This is a genomic window from Oceanobacillus halophilus (assembly GCF_003628505.1).
Lineage (GTDB): Bacteria > Bacillota > Bacilli > Bacillales > Amphibacillaceae > Oceanobacillus > Oceanobacillus halophilus.
In genome coordinates this window covers 56,303-74,094 of sequence record NZ_RBZP01000015.1, presented here as the reverse complement: position 1 = coordinate 74,094, position 17,792 = coordinate 56,303, and the positions used below count along the sequence as shown (strand labels likewise).

Below are 17,792 nucleotides of genomic sequence, written 5' to 3'. Positions count from 1 at the left end.
GCTTTTAGAAGTGTTACCTTCTATTGTTAAAAGAAAACGAGTTTCTTTCGTCTTAACATACTGGTTGTTTTGTTCAGTTTTCAAAGAGCAAATTTAGTTCACCGCTTCACAAAAGCAGCTTATTAAATATACTATATCGCGCATCATTTGTCAATGCTTTTTATTTAACGGAAATTATTGACGCGATAGATACATAATAATACATCACCATCCAACAAAAGTCAATATTTTTTTGAATGGATGGGCCTGAGTGGACTCGAACCACCGACCTCACGCTTATCAGGCGTGCGCTCTAACCAGCTGAGCTACAGGCCCACAAATAAAAATGGAGCGGGTGAAGGGAATCGAACCCTCGTCATCAGCTTGGAAGGCTGAGGTTTTACCATTAAACTACACCCGCATGGTAATTTATGAACTTATGAATCTTATACTGGTCGGGAAGACAGGATTCGAACCTGCGACCCCATGGTCCCAAACCATGTGCTCTACCAAGCTGAGCTACTTCCCGTATTATAAGATGGCGCGCCCGAGAGGAGTCGAACCCCTAACCTTTTGATCCGTAGTCAAACGCTCTATCCAATTGAGCTACGGGCGCTAAAAAGGCAATAAGTAAATCATATCAAAATATCTTGATAAAAACAACAATAAACTCAGATGCGGTCGAGAGGACTTGAACCTCCACGGGATTAACTCCCACTAGGCCCTCAACCTAGCGCGTCTGCCATTCCGCCACGACCGCGTGTAAAATCAAAAGTGAGCCATGAAGGATTCGAACCTTCGACCCTCTGATTAAAAGTCAGATGCTCTACCTACTGAGCTAATGGCTCGTGATTATAAACACTAGCAGTTAAAAAATCGATGCCACTTTATAGAATAAACAAGATAAATCTCATAAAAAAATACTATTGTATCAATAGTATAATCTACTCATGCTATAAATTCACGATAAATAAATGGCTGGGCCACCAGGATTCGAACCTGGGGTACACGGGATCAAAACCCGATGCCTTACCGCTTGGCTATGGCCCAACGAGTGGCGGTCCGGACGGGACTCGAACCCGCGACCTCCTGCGTGACAGGCAGGCATTCTAACCAACTGAACTACCGGACCTAACTACCTCTAATGTCAAGTTATCAATGATGACCCGTACGGGATTCGAACCCGTGTTACCGCCGTGAAAGGGCGGTGTCTTAACCGCTTGACCAACGGGCCATTTTAAAATGGCGGAGAAGGAGGGATTTGAACCCTCGCGCCGCTTACACGACCTACACCCTTAGCAGGGGCGCCTCTTCAGCCACTTGAGTACTTCTCCGTTATGGCTCCACAGGTAGGATTCGAACCTACGACCGATCGGTTAACAGCCGATTGCTCTACCACTGAGCTACTGTGGAATAAATAAGTAATGTGTAACTCTCTTTAAATTGCATCAAATTATCCAATCTCTTATATCGAGTGATAAATATCAGCAACGAATTATATAATATACCAGATGAATTTGATTGTCAATATTTTTTATTACTTTTTTCTGTTTTTCTCTACCAAATTCGATAGCTTAATTAATTTATCATAAAAGCTATTCTTCGTCAACACATACATATCTATCAGTAGAATCACTATTAAATAACTAATCAGTGATTTTCCCTTTCTGCCAAGTATTACTGAATAGATAGCAGTGTAAATTCCATACTCCTAAAAGATAGAACAGTTACTTCATATATTAATTATCTCTTCCTTAATACATTAAGTTAGCAATTTCAACTACTTATTTAGTATATAGCTTTAACACCCCACCACATTTTCCACATCTATATTTTTTCACATCTACTCTTCTCTTTCTTTTATATTCGAAATGACACTTCTTACATAAATATAGATAGTTGAATTGACTTCTCTGTGAAGGTAGCGGGTTGCAGTGTCTTGGTGATCCCGTTTCTTTTAAAAGCTGTTTGAATGCTGCGTCACCATGTTTATATCCTTTTCCCACTATGTGCAAATGATAGTGACATAATTCGTGTTTAATAATGCCGATGAATTCATCGCCATCCATCTCTTGTACATATTTAGGATTCAATTCAATAACCTTTTTTGATGGAATATATCTTCCCCCAGTTGTACGTAACCTATGATTAAATACAACCTTATGCCTAAAGGATTTATTAAAAAATTGTATAGACAGTCTATTAACTAAGTTATATAAATCTTTCTCATTTATTGGATCCATTTGCAAAAAACACCCTCATAAAAATAGTAGATAACATTATAACATAAATAACAAAGATACCGATGTGCCAATTGTAACAAACATTAATACGTTGTTAATTAAAATTATTGTAATTAAATATTGATTTTTATTAATAATGTATTATAATAACAGTGAAGCTCCTATGTTTTAGAATTTTTGTATTAGAATGAAAAAAACTAAAACTACAATTCTATACATGGAGCTCCATAGATAGATAGATAGATAGATAATAGTTAGTTATTTATTCTCATTTACCTGCAATCTAATTGAGAATGATCCATCATATTTCTATGTGTCTTTGATATATACACAGTGCTCAATCACTTTGTTTATTGGTTCTACAGTGTAACCAGTCTAAATAAATAGTAATTTTAAAATTACTATGATATTATAATAATTGTATTTAAACACATGGGAGGGTTTATTTAATGAGTGAAGAAAAGAAAAGAATGACTACAGCATTTGGTGCTCCTGTACCGAATGACGATGATTCCAAAACTGCTGGTAAGCGCGGACCTTTACTAATGGAAGACTTTTGGTTCCTTGAAAAACTTGCTCACTTTGACCGAGAAGTTATTCCAGAACGCCGTATGCATGCGAAAGGCTCAGGTGCATATGGAACATTTACCGTAACAAAAGACATTACAAAATATACGAAAGCTAAAATTTTCTCTGAGGTTGGTAAGAAAACCGATATGTTCATACGTTTCTCCACTGTTGCAGGTGAACGTGGTGCTGCTGATGCAGAACGTGATATTCGCGGTACGGCAATGAAATTCTATACCGAAGAAGGTAATTGGGATTTAGTTGGTAATAATACTCCAGTATTCTTCTTTAGAGATCCTAAGAGATTCCCAGATTTAAACCACGTAGTTAAACGTGATCCGAAAACGAACATGCATAGCGCTCAAGCTAACTGGGATTTCTGGACCAACCTACCGGAAGCACTACATCAGGTAACGATTATCATGAGTGACCGTGGTGTTCCAGCTAGCTACAGAAATATGCACTTATTTGGAAGTCATACTTATAGCTTAATTAATGCTGATAATGAACGCGTATGGGTTAAATTCCATTTCAGAACAAAACAAGGCATTAAAAACTTAACTGCAGAAGAGGCAACTGAAGTAATTGGGAAAGATCGCGAAAGTCACCAAAGAGATTTATATAACGCAATTGAAAATGGTGATTATCCAAAATGGACACTATACATCCAAGTGATGACGGAAGAACAAGCGAGAAATCACAAAGATAACCCATTTGATTTAACGAAAGTTTGGTACAAAGGCGAATATCCACTAATTGAAGTGGGTGAATTGGAACTAAACCGTAACCCTAATAACTACTTTGAAGAAGTTGAGCAAGCAGCATTTGCTCCAACCAACATTGTTCCTGGAATCGGATTTTCACCAGATAAAATGCTACAAGGTCGCCTATTCTCTTACGGTGATGCCCAGCGTTATCGTCTAGGTGTAAACCACTGGCAAATCCCAGTTAACTATCCGAAGAATGCGAAAAACTTCCACCCTTATCATAGAGATGGGGCAGGAAGAGTAATTCCTTCTCAAGGTGGTCAAGTCTCTTATAGTCCAAACAGTTATAATGAATGGCAAGATAGTAAAGAGCATCAAGACCCTGCATTGCAATATGCTGGAGATGTTGATTACCATGATTTCCGTGGTGATGATGATAATTACTATGAACAACCAGGTAAATTATTCAATCTATTAAGTGAAGAAGAACAACAAAGATTATTCGAAAACACCGCTTCTGAAATGGAAGGAACAACAAAAGAAGTTCAACTAAGACATATCAATAATTGTTATAAAGCTGACCCGAAATATGGTGAAGGTGTAGCTAAAGCATTAGGTGTTTCTTTAAGTGAAGTAGAAGCTGCTAGTGATGTAGAATAATAGTATAAAAAACTGCCCGAAATTAGAATTCGGGCAGTTTTTTGTCTGCTCTTTTTCGGTGCCTGTCACCCCCCGAATTTTGTCGAACAGGGGATTATGTTGGTTGATTTTGGTGTTTTTTCATTCTAGTTCAAACGTTTGATTTAATTTGTTTGTCCATGATCAAACGTTTGTTTAACTTTCTTAGGATATTTTTCTCTCTAAAATAGACATAACAAAAGGCTAGCTGCATGAAACTTTTCGCAGCTAGCCTCTTCCATTCATACTTATCCGTTGATCATGGATAAGGCTACTCTTCCTTTATCGACATCAATTTGTTCTACCCATACGGTAACAACATCTCCTACTGAGGCGATGTCCATCGGATGCTTAACAAACGTATTTGCCATTTTCGAAATATGTACAAGACCATCTTGTTTCACACCAATATCAACAAAGACACCAAAATCCACAACATTTCGTATGGTACCTTGTAATTCCATTCCTGGTTTTAAATCTTCTAGCGTCATCACATTTTGCTTTAATAATGGCTGCGGGAAATCATCACGTGGATCTCTTTCCGGACGACTTAAGGCACTCAAAATATCAATTAGGGTTGGCTCTCCTATTTCCAACCGATTGGCCATTACTTTTTTATCTAATGCATTTATTTTTTCCTGTATCGCTTCTGTTCCAATATCTGTGATATCACATTCCAACATTTCAAGAAGCTTTTCTGTCGTTTTATAACTTTCCGGATGAATCGGCGTGCGATCTAAAGGATTTACTCCATCTATTATTCTTAAAAATCCAATTGCCTGTTCATACGTTTTCGCTCCAAGTCGAGGGATTTTTTTCAATTCCTGTCTCTTCGTAAACTTCCCTTCTTCATTTCTTCTTTTTACAATATTGTTGGCAACGGTTTTACTTAAACCAGAGACATATTGTAATAATGAAGATGATGCGGTATTGACATTTACTCCAACTTGGTTAACGGCTGTTTCAACCACGAAAGTTAACGATTCATTCAGTGCTTTTTGGCTTACATCATGTTGGTATTGTCCTACTCCAATTGATTTTGGATCAATTTTTACTAATTCCGCCAAAGGATCTTGAACACGTCTTGCAATAGAAGCCGCACTTCGCTGCTCTACTTGTAAATCTGGAAATTCCTCACGGGCTAATTCAGATGCCGAATACACACTAGCACCCGCTTCATTGACAATGATATATGGAATGTCTAAGTTATTATTGGAAATCACATCAGAAATAAAATGTTCCGTTTCGCGTGAAGCAGTCCCGTTTCCAATGGCAACCAGTTCTATATCATATTGGTTCATTAATTTCATGATGATTTTCTCTGCACCTACTACATCATTTTTCGGTGCTGTCGGGTACATCACCCCAACATTCATTACTTTTCCGGTTTCATCTACAACTGCTAACTTACAACCTGTCCGATATGCAGGGTCCACCCCTAAAACCGTTCTACCTTTTAATGGTGGTTGTAATAATAAATTTTTCAAATTAACGGCAAAAACATCAATTGCTTGCGCTTCTGCATTTTCTGTTAAGCTAGTGCGGATTTCACGTTCAACGGATGGTTGAATCAACCGTTTGTAACTATCTTCCATAGCTGCTGTTAAGATATCTTTTATTTTCGCATTTGCTCGGTTCGTAATAACTTTTTTCTGTAAAAACTCGAGGATACGCTCCACTGGAGGTTCAATAGAAACCTTCAGAATATCCTCTTTTTCTCCGCGGTTTAATGCAAGAGTTCGATGGGATACTAGCGAACGAACAGCTTCATTGTACTCATAATGCATTTCATAGACCCGTTTTTCGTCTTTTTCTTCACTCTTAACTTGAGACTGAATTGTTCCACGTTTGAATGTTTCTTCACGGATATAATCACGATATTCCGCATCATCGGAAATCCATTCCGCGATAATATCATTCACTCCCGACAACACATCTTCTATTGTATGTAATTCATGTTCTTCCGAGAGAAACTTAGTAGCCTCGTCTTCTACATCCGTAATTTCTTGCTGCCAAATAATTTCTGCAAGTGGTTCTAACCCTTTTTCTTTTGCGATGGTTGCCTTGGTTCTGCGCTTTTGTTTATAAGGGCGATACAGGTCTTCTACCCGTTGCAATTGAGTCGCCTGTTTAATTTCTCGTTCCAGTTCCTCCGTTAGCTTCCCCTGTTCATCGATAATGCGAATCACTTCTTGTTTTCTTTCAGCTAGATGTACGGCGTATTGCCATCGGTCTTGCACATTTTTAATCTGTACTTCATCTAGTCCACCGGTAATCTCTTTTCGGTAACGCGCGATAAAAGGTACTGTATTTCCTTCATCTAATAGTTCAATTACTTTCTTTACTATATTTGTATTAACGCTTGTCTCTTTTGCTACTAATCCAATTAATTCTGAATCCATTTCAATTGCCACATAGTTTCCTCCTTTGTTCACCATCTCATTTTACCATACCGTACCCTTATTTTATAATAGTCTTCAAGCAGTCTAAAGGCTGACATCTATTTCTAGTGCCAGCCTTTAGGGTTGCTCTGTATAACGAATCGCAATCAATGTGGTATCATCCTTTTTTTCTTCCTCGCTAACATATACATAAGATTTGGTTATCTCATGAACATCGCTATTTTTCATACACATTTTTGCTAATTCTTTATCTTTGACTCCGTCTGAAAACATGATGAAGTTCATCGCCGATTCTAATTTCCCTTTAATTACTTTAAAAGGCCGCTTATAGCCAGCTAAAAATCCAGCATTAGGGATGCTGCGTGTTTTTCCTTCTTTGGTTGCCCGTATGATTCCAACATTTCCGATTGATGAAAAAGAGTAAGTTTTGTGGTCATATTCTATTTTCAATATACCTAAAACCACTCCTCGTTTCCCTAATAACCGCTCATTAGCCTTCTCTACAAGTTTTTCGATACTGATGTTTTTGTTATCTTTAATAATGTCAATAACGATTTGGGAAGACTCATTGGCGAATTCTCCACTTCCTAGACCATCTGCCAACGCACATATAAAGCCATTTTCCATCTCCGCATAAAAGTAGCTATCTCCACAATAAAAGTTACCTTCCTTCGGCTGCTGAAAAACGGAAACATCCACCAGATATTTTGCTATACTCAATCCAAAACCTCCGCACTATTTGATTGAATCGCTTCTCTCAGCTTACGTAATGAACGTCTTTGCAGCCTAGACACATGCATTTGCGATATCCCTAATAATTCACCAGTTTCTTTTTGACTCAGATTCTCAAAGTATGTATACTTCAAGATTTGCTGTTCACGCTCAGAAAGAATTGGTAGTACTTTTTCAAGCATCAGTTGATAGTCAATCGTATCATAGCCATCTTCTTTCTTACCGATTAAATCGATTAACGACACTTTACTTCCATCAGAGTCAGCTTCCACTTTTCGATCAACAGACAACGCATTATAACTTTTGCTCATTTCCATCGTTTCAAGCACTTCTTCTTCAGAGGCATTCAAGTACTCAGCAATTTGCTTTACTGTTGGGGATTTTTGGTTTTGAGTGGTCAATTCATCCACTGCTTTTTTAATTTTTGGACCTAATTCCTTTATACGACGAGGCACGTGAACACTCCAAGTTTTATCACGTATAAACCTTTTAATCTCTCCAATCATAGTGGGAATTGCAAAAGATTCAAATGATTTTCCATACGAAGGGTCATACCTTTTGACCGCAGCTAGCAAGCCAATCATACCTACTTGAGCCAAATCTTCATGTATCGCAGCATTTTTGGAATACTTCATCGCAATTGATTTTACAAGGTGTTCATACTTTAAAACAATTTTTTCTTGTATTTCTTTATCTTCGGGATGATTTTGCAGATGCTCAATCCATTGATAAACCTCATCTCTTCCCTTATTATCTGGTTGAGACTTGGTCGTCATCAAGGTCCACCTCTATTTCATGTAAATACTTTGTCATCAGCACCATAACCCCTTGCTTATTGTTGATTTGAACTTTATCCATCAATGCATCGATTAAAAATAAGCCAAAGCCGCCTTCTCTCAAGCTCTCTATTTCCTCTGAATCCGTATCATCGAATGGCCCTAGTTCCTTCTCCACTTCATTTAATCGAAAACTATCCCCATTATCTGCAACCATTATTTCCAGACGGTTTCCATAAACACCAAAGCCAATGGATACCTCTCCTTCTTCGTCGTTTTGATAGGCATGAGTTACTGCGTTCGTAATTGCTTCTGATACCGCAATCTTGAGGTCTTCAATATCTTCATAGGTGAAGCCCATGCGGCTAGCAATACCTGATAGGCTCAGTCGAATAACACCGACATATTCTGCTTTAGCAGGTATTTTCATCTCAATAAAGTCAAAGTTACCCATTTCTTCTCTCCACCTTATTCCGGGGTTCTAAATCCATAATTTCATCTAAGCCTGTAATCTTAAATACACGATATACACGCTCATCTATGTGAATCAATTTCATCTTACTATTGTTCTCTTTCGTTGACTTAAGGGCACTAATAAAAACCCCTAGTCCCGTACTATCCATATATTGAACTGCTTCCATATCCACTTTGATTAATGTCCCATTTTGTTTAGTTAACGGTAACAATCTTTCTTTTAGTTGTGGTGCCGTATAAGCATCTATCTCTCCAGATAAGTGAATAACCAAAGAATTATTCTTTTCGGTCAAATGAATCGAGAGTTCCATCCTTTTTCCTCCTGTTTGTTATTTCTCTAAGCAAATCACCTTTACTTAGTAAAACAACACAATTACTCTTAGTCTTATTTACCCTTTCCCTCAAGTATCTAAACTTTTTTTCGTAGAATAATCAATGTAAAATCATCTCGGAGCTGAAAGCCCTGTAACCGTTCAAAATGTTTATACACTTGATTTACTATTTCCTGTGCAGGATGGTCTTTAAATCGTTTAATAACATCCAATACTTCATCCACCTCTATAAACTGTCCCTCTTCTCTGCACTCAGTCACTCCATCTGTTAAAAATATCACCATATCATCTTGATCCAGGTCTACCCTATATTCTTGATATTGGACATCTGGAAGAACCCCCAATGCTAATCCTTTTGTCTTTAACTCTTCAAATCTATCGTTCGCCTTATTATAATAGTATCCTGGCTCATGTCCTGCTGAAGAAAATATCAGTCTTCTGCTCTGAGGAAGATATTGAGCATAAATCATCGTTATAAACATACTAGAATCAACGTTACGCTCTACTACACGATTAAGGTTCTCCAAAATCATCTTTGGTGCCATCGATTCCTCTGGATAACTATCAATAGCATATTTGATCATCGACATACATAAAGCTGCTGGAATTCCTTTTCCAATCACATCTGCTATAGCTAAACCAAGCGTACCATTCTTTCCTTTCACAAAATGATAATAATCCCCATTCATTTGATGTGCAGGCACACTAATAGCACCTATTTCTAATCCGTCTATTGAGGGAATATCTGCTTTCAATAGCGTTTCCTGCATACTAGCTGCCACTGATATTTCTGATTTTATTGCCATCTGCTGTTCTTTTAATGTCTGGATTTCTTGCTGTTTAATGCCATAGGAAATCATCGCCTCTAAAAGGAAATCCATGGAATGCTTTATATCCTCAGATAAGTCTGGATAGAGTTCTTGTAAAACTTGGATATGTAAATTAACGATTTCCTCAGGAAGAATATTATTTTTTAAAAAGGATTTGCTAACCATATCTACGCCATATAAAGATTGTTCATCTTGATTAGCAATATAGTTCTTTAATAATGATTTATAATTTTCAATATTTGAATGGACCACTTTCCCCATATGTTTCCTCCTAATTAGGTCGATTAAAAAGTGAAAGTGTGTACCAAGGCAATGTACACACTAAAGGTTTTAACGAACCCATTTCTTCACATATATCACTGTTCCTACCCCTTTTTCTGACTCGATATCAAATTCATCCATTAGTCTTTTTACCCCAGGTAGTCCAGCACCAAGCCCACCGGAAGTAGAAAATCCATCTTGCATAACTTCTCCTATGTCTTCTATTCCTGGACCTGAATCTATCACTTTAATATTCATACCTTTTCGGTCTACTGAATCAATGATATCAAAATAAATTTGACCTTTTTTCGCATAAAGATAGATATTGCGTGCTAACTCTGAAACAGCTGTTGCAATTCTTGCCTGATCCACGGTACTAAACCCAAGCGACCTTGCCATATCTCTTGCAACATGCCTAGCACCTACTATATCCCATTCTTTTTGTATGGTTACACAGGACGTTTGAGGTTCCATTAACTATTCCCCCAATTCCTGATGCAATTTAATAAGACCTTGTTCTAAATCTAATGCAGTTGGAATGTTCTGCATGTGAATTCCAAGATCAATTAATGTCATTGCAACTGCTGGTTGTATCCCAGTTAAAACAACTTTCGCCCCCATTAAATCAGACATAGCTACTACATCCCCAAGAACCTTGGCAATGAAAGAATCTATTATCTCCACAGATGTCAAATCTATGACTACACCTGATGCACCAGTTTTATAGATTTTATCTAGTAAATTTTCCTGAAATTTTATTGCGGTTTTATCATCGATTTCCGTTTGTATAGACACTAATAGATAGTTGTGTAACTTTAATATAGGTATGGGCATCTAACTCACTCCCCTTGTATAGATTCAATCAACTTCTCGATGTCATTTTCACTTGATTTTACATTTACTACTTTTCGATTAGTGATTTCCAATGCAGTTAAGAACCCTTTTTTCAATGTACTTTTTGTTGGGAAATCGGTTAGATTTATTCCTAAGTTTACAATTGTTTGTGCAATTTCAGGTCGAATTCCTACTAGGATACATTTTGCTCCTATTAGACGAACCGCTTCAGCTGCCTGAATAAGATGATGTGCTACCATTGTATCCACAACAGGAACTCCAGTAATATCAATTAACACAACCTCTGAATTATGTGTAATGACACCTTGCAAGAGGCTTTCCATAATTAATTTTGCACGATCTGTATCTACCGTACCTACTAAAGGCATGATAGTTATTCCATCTATCACCGGAATAAGTGGTGCAGATAATTCCTGAAGCGCAACACGCTGAAGGGAAACAATATGTTCCCAATTCCCAGAGTAATCGTTCACGAGAATCCGTATTATCGGCTCTACCCATTCATCAACACTCGATAATACGTTGGAAATATATTCTGTATCTACACGTTCTGATTGCCGGAGAATAAAATCGATAGTCACCCGCCTAAACACTTGCAATCCATCTGTTATGTAACTTAAAGGCCAGCCCAAATTGATAATTTTCTCAGAGAATTCCTCAACAGCGTTGGTGGAACCATGACTTTTAATACTTGTAAATATCACATCCACAAATTCACGATTCGTACTTTCATATAAATCTATGGAAATAGACTCTGTCCGATTCTCTTTCCTTAATGTACCTATTTCTTCTAACCACATTTCAACGATCTTCTCACTATTTTCCAGGACGATTCCTTCAAATTTAGAATTCATATGTGTAAAGCTCCCACCTTGTACTTATATATAAAGTTATGATTATTGTTCCATAATAATGTATTTTCTGCAAACAATATAAACATGTGACTCATAGCAGCCTTAAATGACTGCAAGGATGAGTTACTTCTATTTTAAAAATTAGACAACAAAAAATACCCTTTCTCTTTAGGTGGAGAAGGGCATTCATTGACCAGTATAAAGTTCCTTTAAACCAAGACTTATTTCTAATGCCTGGTTGATCTTTCTCATCATATCATCATCTAGTTTGGTGATCTTATCTGTTAATCGTTGCTTGTCTAATGTCCGAATTTGTTCTAACAATATTACTGAATTACGATCAAACCCATATTTTTTAGCGTCTATTTCAACATGGGTTGGTAATTTAGCCTTTTGAATTTGCGCAGTAATGGCAGCAACAATCACAGTTGGGCTAAATCGATTCCCTATATCGTTCTGTAGGATCAATACTGGGCGAACGCCCCCCTGCTCTGACCCAACAACAGGTGAAAGATCAGCGAAATATACCTCGCCTCTTTGAACGATCAAAATGTTACACCCCGATCACAGTGCGTTTGAAGGTGATTTCAGCCTCCTCTTCAGCTTGAAAAGCTTCCGAAGCAATTGTTAGATTAATGCGGCCCATCTCTTCGTAACCACGTTGCATTGTTTCGCGAAATTGCTGAATATGTTCATCTTTTTTATGCTGTAGATAATTTTTTGTTGCCTGACATATGAAATCACTTAAATCGCTATTTTCATATTTCATTAATCCATCCACCTCATTTAGTAGGTTTGTTGGTAATTTTACCAATACTTCTTGTAAACTCTCTGACAAACCAATGCACCTCCGCCAACTGTTGAACGTTCTTATAAAATGTCTCTTATATAATAGCATTGAATACCTTAGTTTGCAAAGGGTTCTAGGGGCTTTTTTAAGAAAAACTCACATTCGCTCGTTTTTTATCGAAGCAACTATTTTTTCTTCCCATTTTATGATGACAATTCACTTCCTGGCCAAAATACTGATAACGCAGAGATAGCAAGTAATCACCTTTCATTTTAAACAATCATATCATAATAAGATGCTTAAATAAATGCACTCCTGTACACTATATGTTATTTTTGGAAAATCATGCATACATGAGGATATTTTTTGTGATAATTTTAGTAACAAATATACAAACTTAAGAACAGGTCACTTTTCATATAGTTTGTTGATATTTGAAGTTTTACAGTTGATAGAAACTCCTGATTTATTTAATTAAGAATAGTGCTTTATATCCGCTACGGAAATACACTACGCTTTCCGCGGGCGCTGCTGAGCCTACTCCGAGCTATCGCTCTCCGTAGACTGCCCGGAGCGGAAATCAACAACGCACTACATTACACATTTATTTTTCATTAAGTAATCAGGATTCTATATAAAATGTAAAGGAAAGTTATGGTAAAAGGCTAAAAAGCTTCTTAAACAAAAAAGCAGACCCCCTCTCCTTCTAGTGAGCCTGCTACTACTTTTCACTTTACTTCACTGCTTTTCCTTGGACAGATTGTGCTACTTGAATTAACTCATCTCTCGTTAATTCGTCACTTGCTAATGTGTAATCAACACCGTTGTAATTCCATTCAATCTTATTATCACTTAGAGCTCCAATCGTATTTCCTAGATTAACAATATCTCCTTCTACTTCTTGCGGAGAGGATAGGGTTGATACTACTTCCAGTTGTTCTTGCACTAACGTAAAGTTTTTCTCTCCATCAAAGGTTAAGATAACTCGTTTCCCATTTTCTAATTCGACTTCTCTCTGTTCCATTACTTCTGCCCCAGCAGTAAACTCTGGCATGATTACTTCCAGAACATTTTCTTCTCCGTCTGCAGAGGCTGGTGCACTAGCATCATTGGAAGCCATGTTTTTATCCATAGAGAAATCATCTTCATTAAATGTTGGATTCATCTCAAAACTTGAGAATTTCACTTCAACTAAAGCATTTTCATCCTTATCCAATACTTTAACTTGAACTGGTGTGTAGGATTCTTTATCAAAATGAATTTCCTGGAAAGGCAAGTTATTATTGCTCTGATAGTTCGTTTTGGTTTTAAATACATATGCTGCTTCTGTTGTTTCAAACGCTGCTTCTGGATCAGCGATTACATCTTCCACAAGTGATTGATATAAATATGGCTGACTTCCATTATCCGGCCACTCTGTTTGGAATTTAAAACTCTTTTCCAAAGCAGGTGTCAATACAAAAACACCCTCTTCATTCTTTAAAATGATTTGACTGCCTTTTTCATCTGTTTCACTTGATAGTGCAACCCGATAAAAGTCTTCTTGCTGATGCCAAATATCAATATTAAATTTTTGTTCTTCTTGCCCGGTATTCATCAGCATTTCTGCCTTTGCTTTGTACCCCGTCATCTCTTCAACATTTTTTTGCAGTTCCCCTACAACGTCTTCTTGAGATTTCTCTCCACATGCAGCCAAAACAAAAATCAATAATCCGAAAACCATCAATCTCAAACTAAAATTTAGTATTTTCATATACATATCTCCCTTGTCTCAAACATCAGGGAACATGTCATGCAAATTCAAGAAATCGTACGATAAACCTTTGGTATCCCATTAATCACATCGGATGCAAGCAAGTCATAGACAGTATTCTGTTCATCTACTTGCATATCCGCTGCCTTTCCATGCAGGTAACAAGCATTACACAACGATTGGAATATATCTTGGTGCTGCATCACCATCGCTAGGGTAATCCCCGTTAGAACATCTCCACTTCCACCTTTAGCAAGTCCTTGATTTCCAGTACTGTTAACCGTTTGCTTTCCATCTGGCGTTGTGATGATGGTATGCTTCCCCTTAAGGACAACGTGTACGCCAAATTCCTTCGCAAATTGTTGTGCATAGCTAAATGGAGATGCCAACACTTCTGAAATTGAGGTACCCAATAACATGGCCATTTCTCCTGGATGTGGTGTAATAATGGTAGCTGCTTGTCTTCTTTTCACTTCAGAAAGAGTTGCCTTCATGTGATATACCCCATCTGCATCAATAATCACAGGACAATTTGCTTGATTAATAATATCCCGAACCAATTCCGTTGTTTCATTTGCCCTGCCCACCCCGATACCTACAGCGATGGCGTGATAATTGAAAAGAGAGATTTTTCCTTCATTGGTTAAAAAACCATTCTCTCCAGGTAAAGGTAAATACATGGATTCTGAACATTTGGAAGCAATGATAGGAATATTTTCTTTTACCGTTCCAGCAGTTATTAATCCCGCTCCCGCTTTTAACGCAGCTTGTACCGTCATGGTAATGGAGCCTGGCATTCCGACACTTCCACCAACTACGAGACCCTTACCATGGTTTCCTTTATGAGAATATTTTTCTCTTTTTGGGAGCGTTTCTTTAAAAAGTTGTTCTGTCCATTGATTTCGCTTGGAAAATTGATGGATAACTTTTTTTGGAAACCCAATTGATACAACTTCCCAATTCCCATAATAAATTGCCGTAGTTGGTATAAAAGCACTTTCCTTAGCAGCACCGATAACGTATGTGTAGTCAGCTTGTACACTGACAAAATCTCCAAAACCCTCATCCGCAGGCAAACCAGAGGGAATATCCACGGATATAACGGTTGCTTTTGAGTGGTTTACTTTTTCAACAATACTTGCTATCGGTTCTCTAAGTTTTCCTTTCACACCAATGCCAAGTATCGCATCAATGATTAAGTCGGCTTCGGCAATAACCTTATCCAGAGTACTATTAGATTCCAAGAAGGTTACCGTTCCTCCAGATTTGATCAATAAGTTTTTATGGTAATTGGCATCACCAGTAACTTTCTCATCTGGAACTACTTGTACCGTTTTAACACAGTAATCTTCCTCTAATAGCGTCCTTGCTATAACGAATCCGTCACCACCGTTATTGCCAGGCCCAATCAGGATAATAATCTGTTCCCCTATACCAGCTAATTGCTTCACTTTCTCACTTACAGCTCTACCTGCATTTTCCATTAGCAACTTGCCATCCATTCCAATTTCTCTGATAGTGTAATGGTCAATATCGTACATTTCTTTTGCAGTGACAATATTCACTTTGTTCCCTCCTGCTGCATTAAAATATATGAGACAACCTAGGCAAATATGCAAAGCTTATTCGATTCGCTTTCATGAAATAGTTATAATTCAATGATTACTTGTGCAACTGCATATTCTTTACTGTGGGTGATAGAGACAAAGAATTGTTCTTTTTCCATTCCCTTTACTTTGATTGTTGGGGCACCGTTGTGGTTAGATACGATTTCTATGTGCTGAAAGCTCAGTTTTCCAATGCCAGTTCCAACAGCCTTTGCACAAGCTTCCTTTGCAGCAAATCTCCCTGCCACAAACTCAACCTGTCTCCACGGTTTCTTCAATTCTTTATAAGCTTTGATTTCTCTCTCTGTTAAGATCCGATGTAAAAACTTTTCATTTTCAATGCTTTTTTGAATACGCTTTAATTCAATTATATCAATTCCAATACCTTTTATCATAACTTTTCTCCTAACATTTACTTGCTTTCTAATCGTCGCAGTTGATAAAATGGTTGATTTATTTAATTACCCGCTACGGAAATACACTACGCTTTCCGCGGGCGCTGCTGAGCCTACTCCGAGCTAACGCTCTCCGTAGTCTCACCTAGGCTTTTCATCCTGCAGCGATGTAACATTGCCGAAGTGTTTCAATTTAAGTTATTTTCAATAGCAACCATCTTTTCAATAAACCAATAAAATCTCTAAGGAACAGCTTTTCCTAAAATAAATGCTCCTATTGGTCATAGGCTTGTTTTTCACGTATTATATATAGTAAATATGATGAACAAAATTTAACGAATTTAATATGGAGGAGGGTAAACCTTCAAATATGTTTTTACGTTACGAACGAAGTATTAAAGAATTTATGGAATATTACCCGATTGTTTCTACCCTAGTAATAATCCATTTTGCGCTATGGCTTATTATAGATTTCTTGGCACTGCCACTAGGACATACATTGGAAAGCTGGGGTATTGGGATGAATTTCCTCATTGCCCAAGGCCAGTATTGGCGATTATTTACCCCCATTTTCTTGCACGGGGATTTAATGCATGCTTTATTCAATTCCTTTTCCCTTGTCCTATTTGGCCCAGCGTTGGAACAGATGCTTGGAAAATCCAAATTCCTACTTGCCTATTTCGGTGCCGGTATTATTGGTAACATTGGTACATTCTTTTTCGGTCCATTAAACTATTGGCATTTAGGTGCATCTGGTGCCATTTTTGGTCTTTTTGGGATTTATATTTTTATGGTATTAAATCGAAAACATTTAATAGACCAAAGCAGTGCACAAATGGTAAGCACCATTCTAGTTATTGGCTTAATTATGACATTCCTTCGATCTGGAATAAATATTTATGCCCATATATTCGGATTTATAGGCGGATTCATCATCGCACCACTAGTATTATCAAAAGCTCAGCCTTATTCACCATGGCGGAATCAGCGTCGACGCAGAAGGTATTCTGAAGGGGAAATTCAATTCGACCCAAACAGGTGGAGAAAAAAGAGATGGATTCCAGCAAAAATACGGAAAAATTGGCTGTTAATTGTTATTGGTATTCTGGCTTTACTTGGTTTATTAAGGAGATTCTTCTAATTTTACTGACGAAGTTCTTTTCCAGAAACAGGAGGCTTGGATTACAAATCCAAGCCTTTTATTTAGGCCCTTTTCTAAAGAATTGTTGCTTTTTGTAATATGACTTTGTTTCATATTTTATATAGAATGCGAATTACTTTAATTAAAGATAAATGTAGTGCCTTGTTGATTTCCGCTCCGGGCAGTCGCTTTCCGTAGCGGCTGATGAGCCACCTCGTGCTACCGCACTGTGGGGTCTCATCTAGGCCTATCTTCCCGCAGGACAAGGAAGGCTACGGCAGCATTACATCGCACGAAGAAAATTGCCCTTTATTTTCGAGGAGTCGACTGCCCTCCGCTCCAATCAACCTGCTTAATAGTGGTCGCCTTATCTATATCTATAGAGTCTTTATAACATGCTTGGAAGTTATAAAGCA

17 protein-coding genes and 11 tRNA genes are annotated in these 17,792 nt (G+C 37.6%); 2 read left to right on the top strand and 26 right to left on the bottom strand.

Annotated features, from left to right (window positions below):
- Positions 1–241: 241 nt before the first annotated feature.
- The 12 genes from D8M06_RS15100 to D8M06_RS15045 form a co-directional block, all read right to left on the bottom strand.
- Positions 242–315: transfer RNA gene (locus tag D8M06_RS15100), tRNA-Ile, on the bottom strand.
- Between the two features lie 11 nt (positions 316–326).
- Positions 327–400: transfer RNA gene (locus tag D8M06_RS15095), tRNA-Gly, on the bottom strand.
- Between the two features lie 31 nt (positions 401–431).
- Positions 432–508, bottom strand: a tRNA-Pro gene (locus D8M06_RS15090).
- A 10-nt stretch (positions 509–518) separates the two neighbouring features.
- A tRNA-Arg gene (locus D8M06_RS15085) sits at positions 519–595 on the bottom strand.
- A 60-nt stretch (positions 596–655) separates the two neighbouring features.
- A tRNA-Leu gene (locus D8M06_RS15080) sits at positions 656–739 on the bottom strand.
- Between the two features lie 15 nt (positions 740–754).
- Positions 755–827: transfer RNA gene (locus tag D8M06_RS15075), tRNA-Lys, on the bottom strand.
- A gap of 127 nt (positions 828–954) precedes the next feature.
- Positions 955–1,029, bottom strand: a tRNA-Gln gene (locus D8M06_RS15070).
- Between the two features lie 5 nt (positions 1,030–1,034).
- A tRNA-Asp gene (locus D8M06_RS15065) sits at positions 1,035–1,111 on the bottom strand.
- A 30-nt stretch (positions 1,112–1,141) separates the two neighbouring features.
- Positions 1,142–1,213 (bottom strand) — tRNA-Glu (locus D8M06_RS15060).
- A 9-nt stretch (positions 1,214–1,222) separates the two neighbouring features.
- Positions 1,223–1,313 (bottom strand) — tRNA-Ser (locus D8M06_RS15055).
- 4 nt (positions 1,314–1,317) lie between these two features.
- Positions 1,318–1,392 (bottom strand) — tRNA-Asn (locus tag D8M06_RS15050).
- Positions 1,393–1,763: 371 nt separating this feature from the next.
- On the bottom strand, positions 1,764–2,222 hold the full coding sequence (locus D8M06_RS15045; protein ID WP_121205398.1) for a SprT family protein: 459 nt from the start codon (positions 2,220–2,222) through the stop codon (positions 1,764–1,766).
- A 449-nt stretch (positions 2,223–2,671) separates the two neighbouring features.
- On the opposite strand from D8M06_RS15045, the gene D8M06_RS15040 reads away from it, so the two are divergent.
- Positions 2,672–4,156, top strand: a complete 1,485-nt coding sequence (locus tag D8M06_RS15040; RefSeq protein WP_121205379.1) for a catalase — start codon at positions 2,672–2,674, stop codon at positions 4,154–4,156.
- A gap of 266 nt (positions 4,157–4,422) precedes the next feature.
- Here D8M06_RS15040 and D8M06_RS15035 read toward each other — a convergent pair whose 3' ends face one another.
- From D8M06_RS15035 to acpS, 14 genes are all read right to left on the bottom strand, one after another.
- Positions 4,423–6,576 carry a Tex family protein gene (locus tag D8M06_RS15035; RefSeq protein WP_121205396.1) on the bottom strand — a complete coding sequence of 718 codons (2,154 nt, stop codon included), beginning with the start codon at positions 6,574–6,576 and terminating at the stop codon, positions 4,423–4,425.
- Between the two features lie 117 nt (positions 6,577–6,693).
- On the bottom strand, positions 6,694–7,296 hold the full coding sequence (locus D8M06_RS15030) for a PP2C family serine/threonine-protein phosphatase (RefSeq protein ID WP_338322986.1): 603 nt from the start codon (positions 7,294–7,296) through the stop codon (positions 6,694–6,696).
- Positions 7,293–8,084 (bottom strand): RNA polymerase sigma factor SigB, encoded by a 792-nt coding sequence (gene sigB / locus D8M06_RS15025; protein WP_121205376.1) that lies wholly within the window; start codon positions 8,082–8,084, stop codon positions 7,293–7,295. Before sigB ends, D8M06_RS15030 begins: the two co-directional genes overlap by 4 nt.
- A complete protein-coding gene (gene rsbW, locus D8M06_RS15020; RefSeq protein WP_121205374.1) occupies positions 8,059–8,538 on the bottom strand; it encodes an anti-sigma B factor RsbW in 480 nt (159 codons plus the stop codon). Before rsbW ends, sigB begins: the two co-directional genes overlap by 26 nt.
- Entirely contained in the window at positions 8,531–8,869 is a 339-nt protein-coding gene (locus D8M06_RS15015) for an STAS domain-containing protein (protein WP_121205371.1), read from the bottom strand. Before D8M06_RS15015 ends, rsbW begins: the two co-directional genes overlap by 8 nt.
- A gap of 98 nt (positions 8,870–8,967) precedes the next feature.
- Positions 8,968–9,981, bottom strand: coding sequence for a PP2C family protein-serine/threonine phosphatase (locus D8M06_RS15010; RefSeq protein WP_121205369.1), 1,014 nt, complete (start codon positions 9,979–9,981; stop codon positions 8,968–8,970).
- 69 nt (positions 9,982–10,050) lie between these two features.
- A complete protein-coding gene (locus D8M06_RS15005) occupies positions 10,051–10,455 on the bottom strand; it encodes an anti-sigma regulatory factor (protein WP_121205367.1) in 405 nt (134 codons plus the stop codon).
- A gap of 3 nt (positions 10,456–10,458) precedes the next feature.
- A complete protein-coding gene (locus D8M06_RS15000; protein WP_121205365.1) occupies positions 10,459–10,815 on the bottom strand; it encodes an STAS domain-containing protein in 357 nt (118 codons plus the stop codon).
- Between the two features lie 5 nt (positions 10,816–10,820).
- Positions 10,821–11,690 (bottom strand): RsbT co-antagonist protein RsbRA, encoded by an 870-nt coding sequence (locus D8M06_RS14995; RefSeq protein WP_121205363.1) that lies wholly within the window; start codon positions 11,688–11,690, stop codon positions 10,821–10,823.
- Between the two features lie 186 nt (positions 11,691–11,876).
- Positions 11,877–12,239 (bottom strand): type II toxin-antitoxin system PemK/MazF family toxin, encoded by a 363-nt coding sequence (locus D8M06_RS14990; RefSeq protein ID WP_121205362.1) that lies wholly within the window; start codon positions 12,237–12,239, stop codon positions 11,877–11,879.
- 4 nt (positions 12,240–12,243) lie between these two features.
- Complete coding sequence (locus D8M06_RS14985; protein WP_121205360.1) at positions 12,244–12,528, bottom strand: CopG family ribbon-helix-helix protein; 285 nt, start codon at positions 12,526–12,528, stop codon at positions 12,244–12,246.
- 685 nt (positions 12,529–13,213) lie between these two features.
- Positions 13,214–14,233 carry a LolA family protein gene (locus tag D8M06_RS14980; RefSeq protein ID WP_121205358.1) on the bottom strand — a complete coding sequence of 340 codons (1,020 nt, stop codon included), beginning with the start codon at positions 14,231–14,233 and terminating at the stop codon, positions 13,214–13,216.
- 47 nt (positions 14,234–14,280) lie between these two features.
- Complete coding sequence (locus tag D8M06_RS14975) at positions 14,281–15,798, bottom strand: NAD(P)H-hydrate dehydratase (protein WP_121205355.1); 1,518 nt, start codon at positions 15,796–15,798, stop codon at positions 14,281–14,283.
- An 83-nt stretch (positions 15,799–15,881) separates the two neighbouring features.
- On the bottom strand, positions 15,882–16,235 hold the full coding sequence (acpS, locus tag D8M06_RS14970; protein ID WP_121205354.1) for a holo-ACP synthase: 354 nt from the start codon (positions 16,233–16,235) through the stop codon (positions 15,882–15,884).
- A gap of 370 nt (positions 16,236–16,605) precedes the next feature.
- On the opposite strand from acpS, the gene D8M06_RS14965 reads away from it, so the two are divergent.
- Positions 16,606–17,376 (top strand): rhomboid family intramembrane serine protease, encoded by a 771-nt coding sequence (locus D8M06_RS14965; RefSeq protein ID WP_121205351.1) that lies wholly within the window; start codon positions 16,606–16,608, stop codon positions 17,374–17,376.
- Positions 17,377–17,792: the final 416 nt, after the last annotated feature.

Coding starts and splice junctions, on each gene's coding strand:
- D8M06_RS15045 (WP_121205398.1), bottom strand. CDS start 2,222: ATGGATCCAATAAATGAGAAAGATTTATATAACTTAGTTAATAGACTG.
- D8M06_RS15040 (WP_121205379.1), top strand. CDS start 2,672: ATGAGTGAAGAAAAGAAAAGAATGACTACAGCATTTGGTGCTCCTGTA.
- D8M06_RS15035 (WP_121205396.1), bottom strand. CDS start 6,576: ATGGATTCAGAATTAATTGGATTAGTAGCAAAAGAGACAAGCGTTAAT.
- sigB (WP_121205376.1), bottom strand. CDS start 8,084: ATGACGACCAAGTCTCAACCAGATAATAAGGGAAGAGATGAGGTTTAT.
- rsbW (WP_121205374.1), bottom strand. CDS start 8,538: ATGGGTAACTTTGACTTTATTGAGATGAAAATACCTGCTAAAGCAGAA.
- D8M06_RS15015 (WP_121205371.1), bottom strand. CDS start 8,869: ATGGAACTCTCGATTCATTTGACCGAAAAGAATAATTCTTTGGTTATT.
- D8M06_RS15010 (WP_121205369.1), bottom strand. CDS start 9,981: ATGGGGAAAGTGGTCCATTCAAATATTGAAAATTATAAATCATTATTA.
- D8M06_RS15005 (WP_121205367.1), bottom strand. CDS start 10,455: ATGGAACCTCAAACGTCCTGTGTAACCATACAAAAAGAATGGGATATA.
- D8M06_RS15000 (WP_121205365.1), bottom strand. CDS start 10,815: ATGCCCATACCTATATTAAAGTTACACAACTATCTATTAGTGTCTATA.
- D8M06_RS14995 (WP_121205363.1), bottom strand. CDS start 11,690: ATGAATTCTAAATTTGAAGGAATCGTCCTGGAAAATAGTGAGAAGATC.
- D8M06_RS14980 (WP_121205358.1), bottom strand. CDS start 14,233: ATGAAAATACTAAATTTTAGTTTGAGATTGATGGTTTTCGGATTATTG.
- acpS (WP_121205354.1), bottom strand. CDS start 16,235: ATGATAAAAGGTATTGGAATTGATATAATTGAATTAAAGCGTATTCAA.
- D8M06_RS14965 (WP_121205351.1), top strand. CDS start 16,606: ATGTTTTTACGTTACGAACGAAGTATTAAAGAATTTATGGAATATTAC.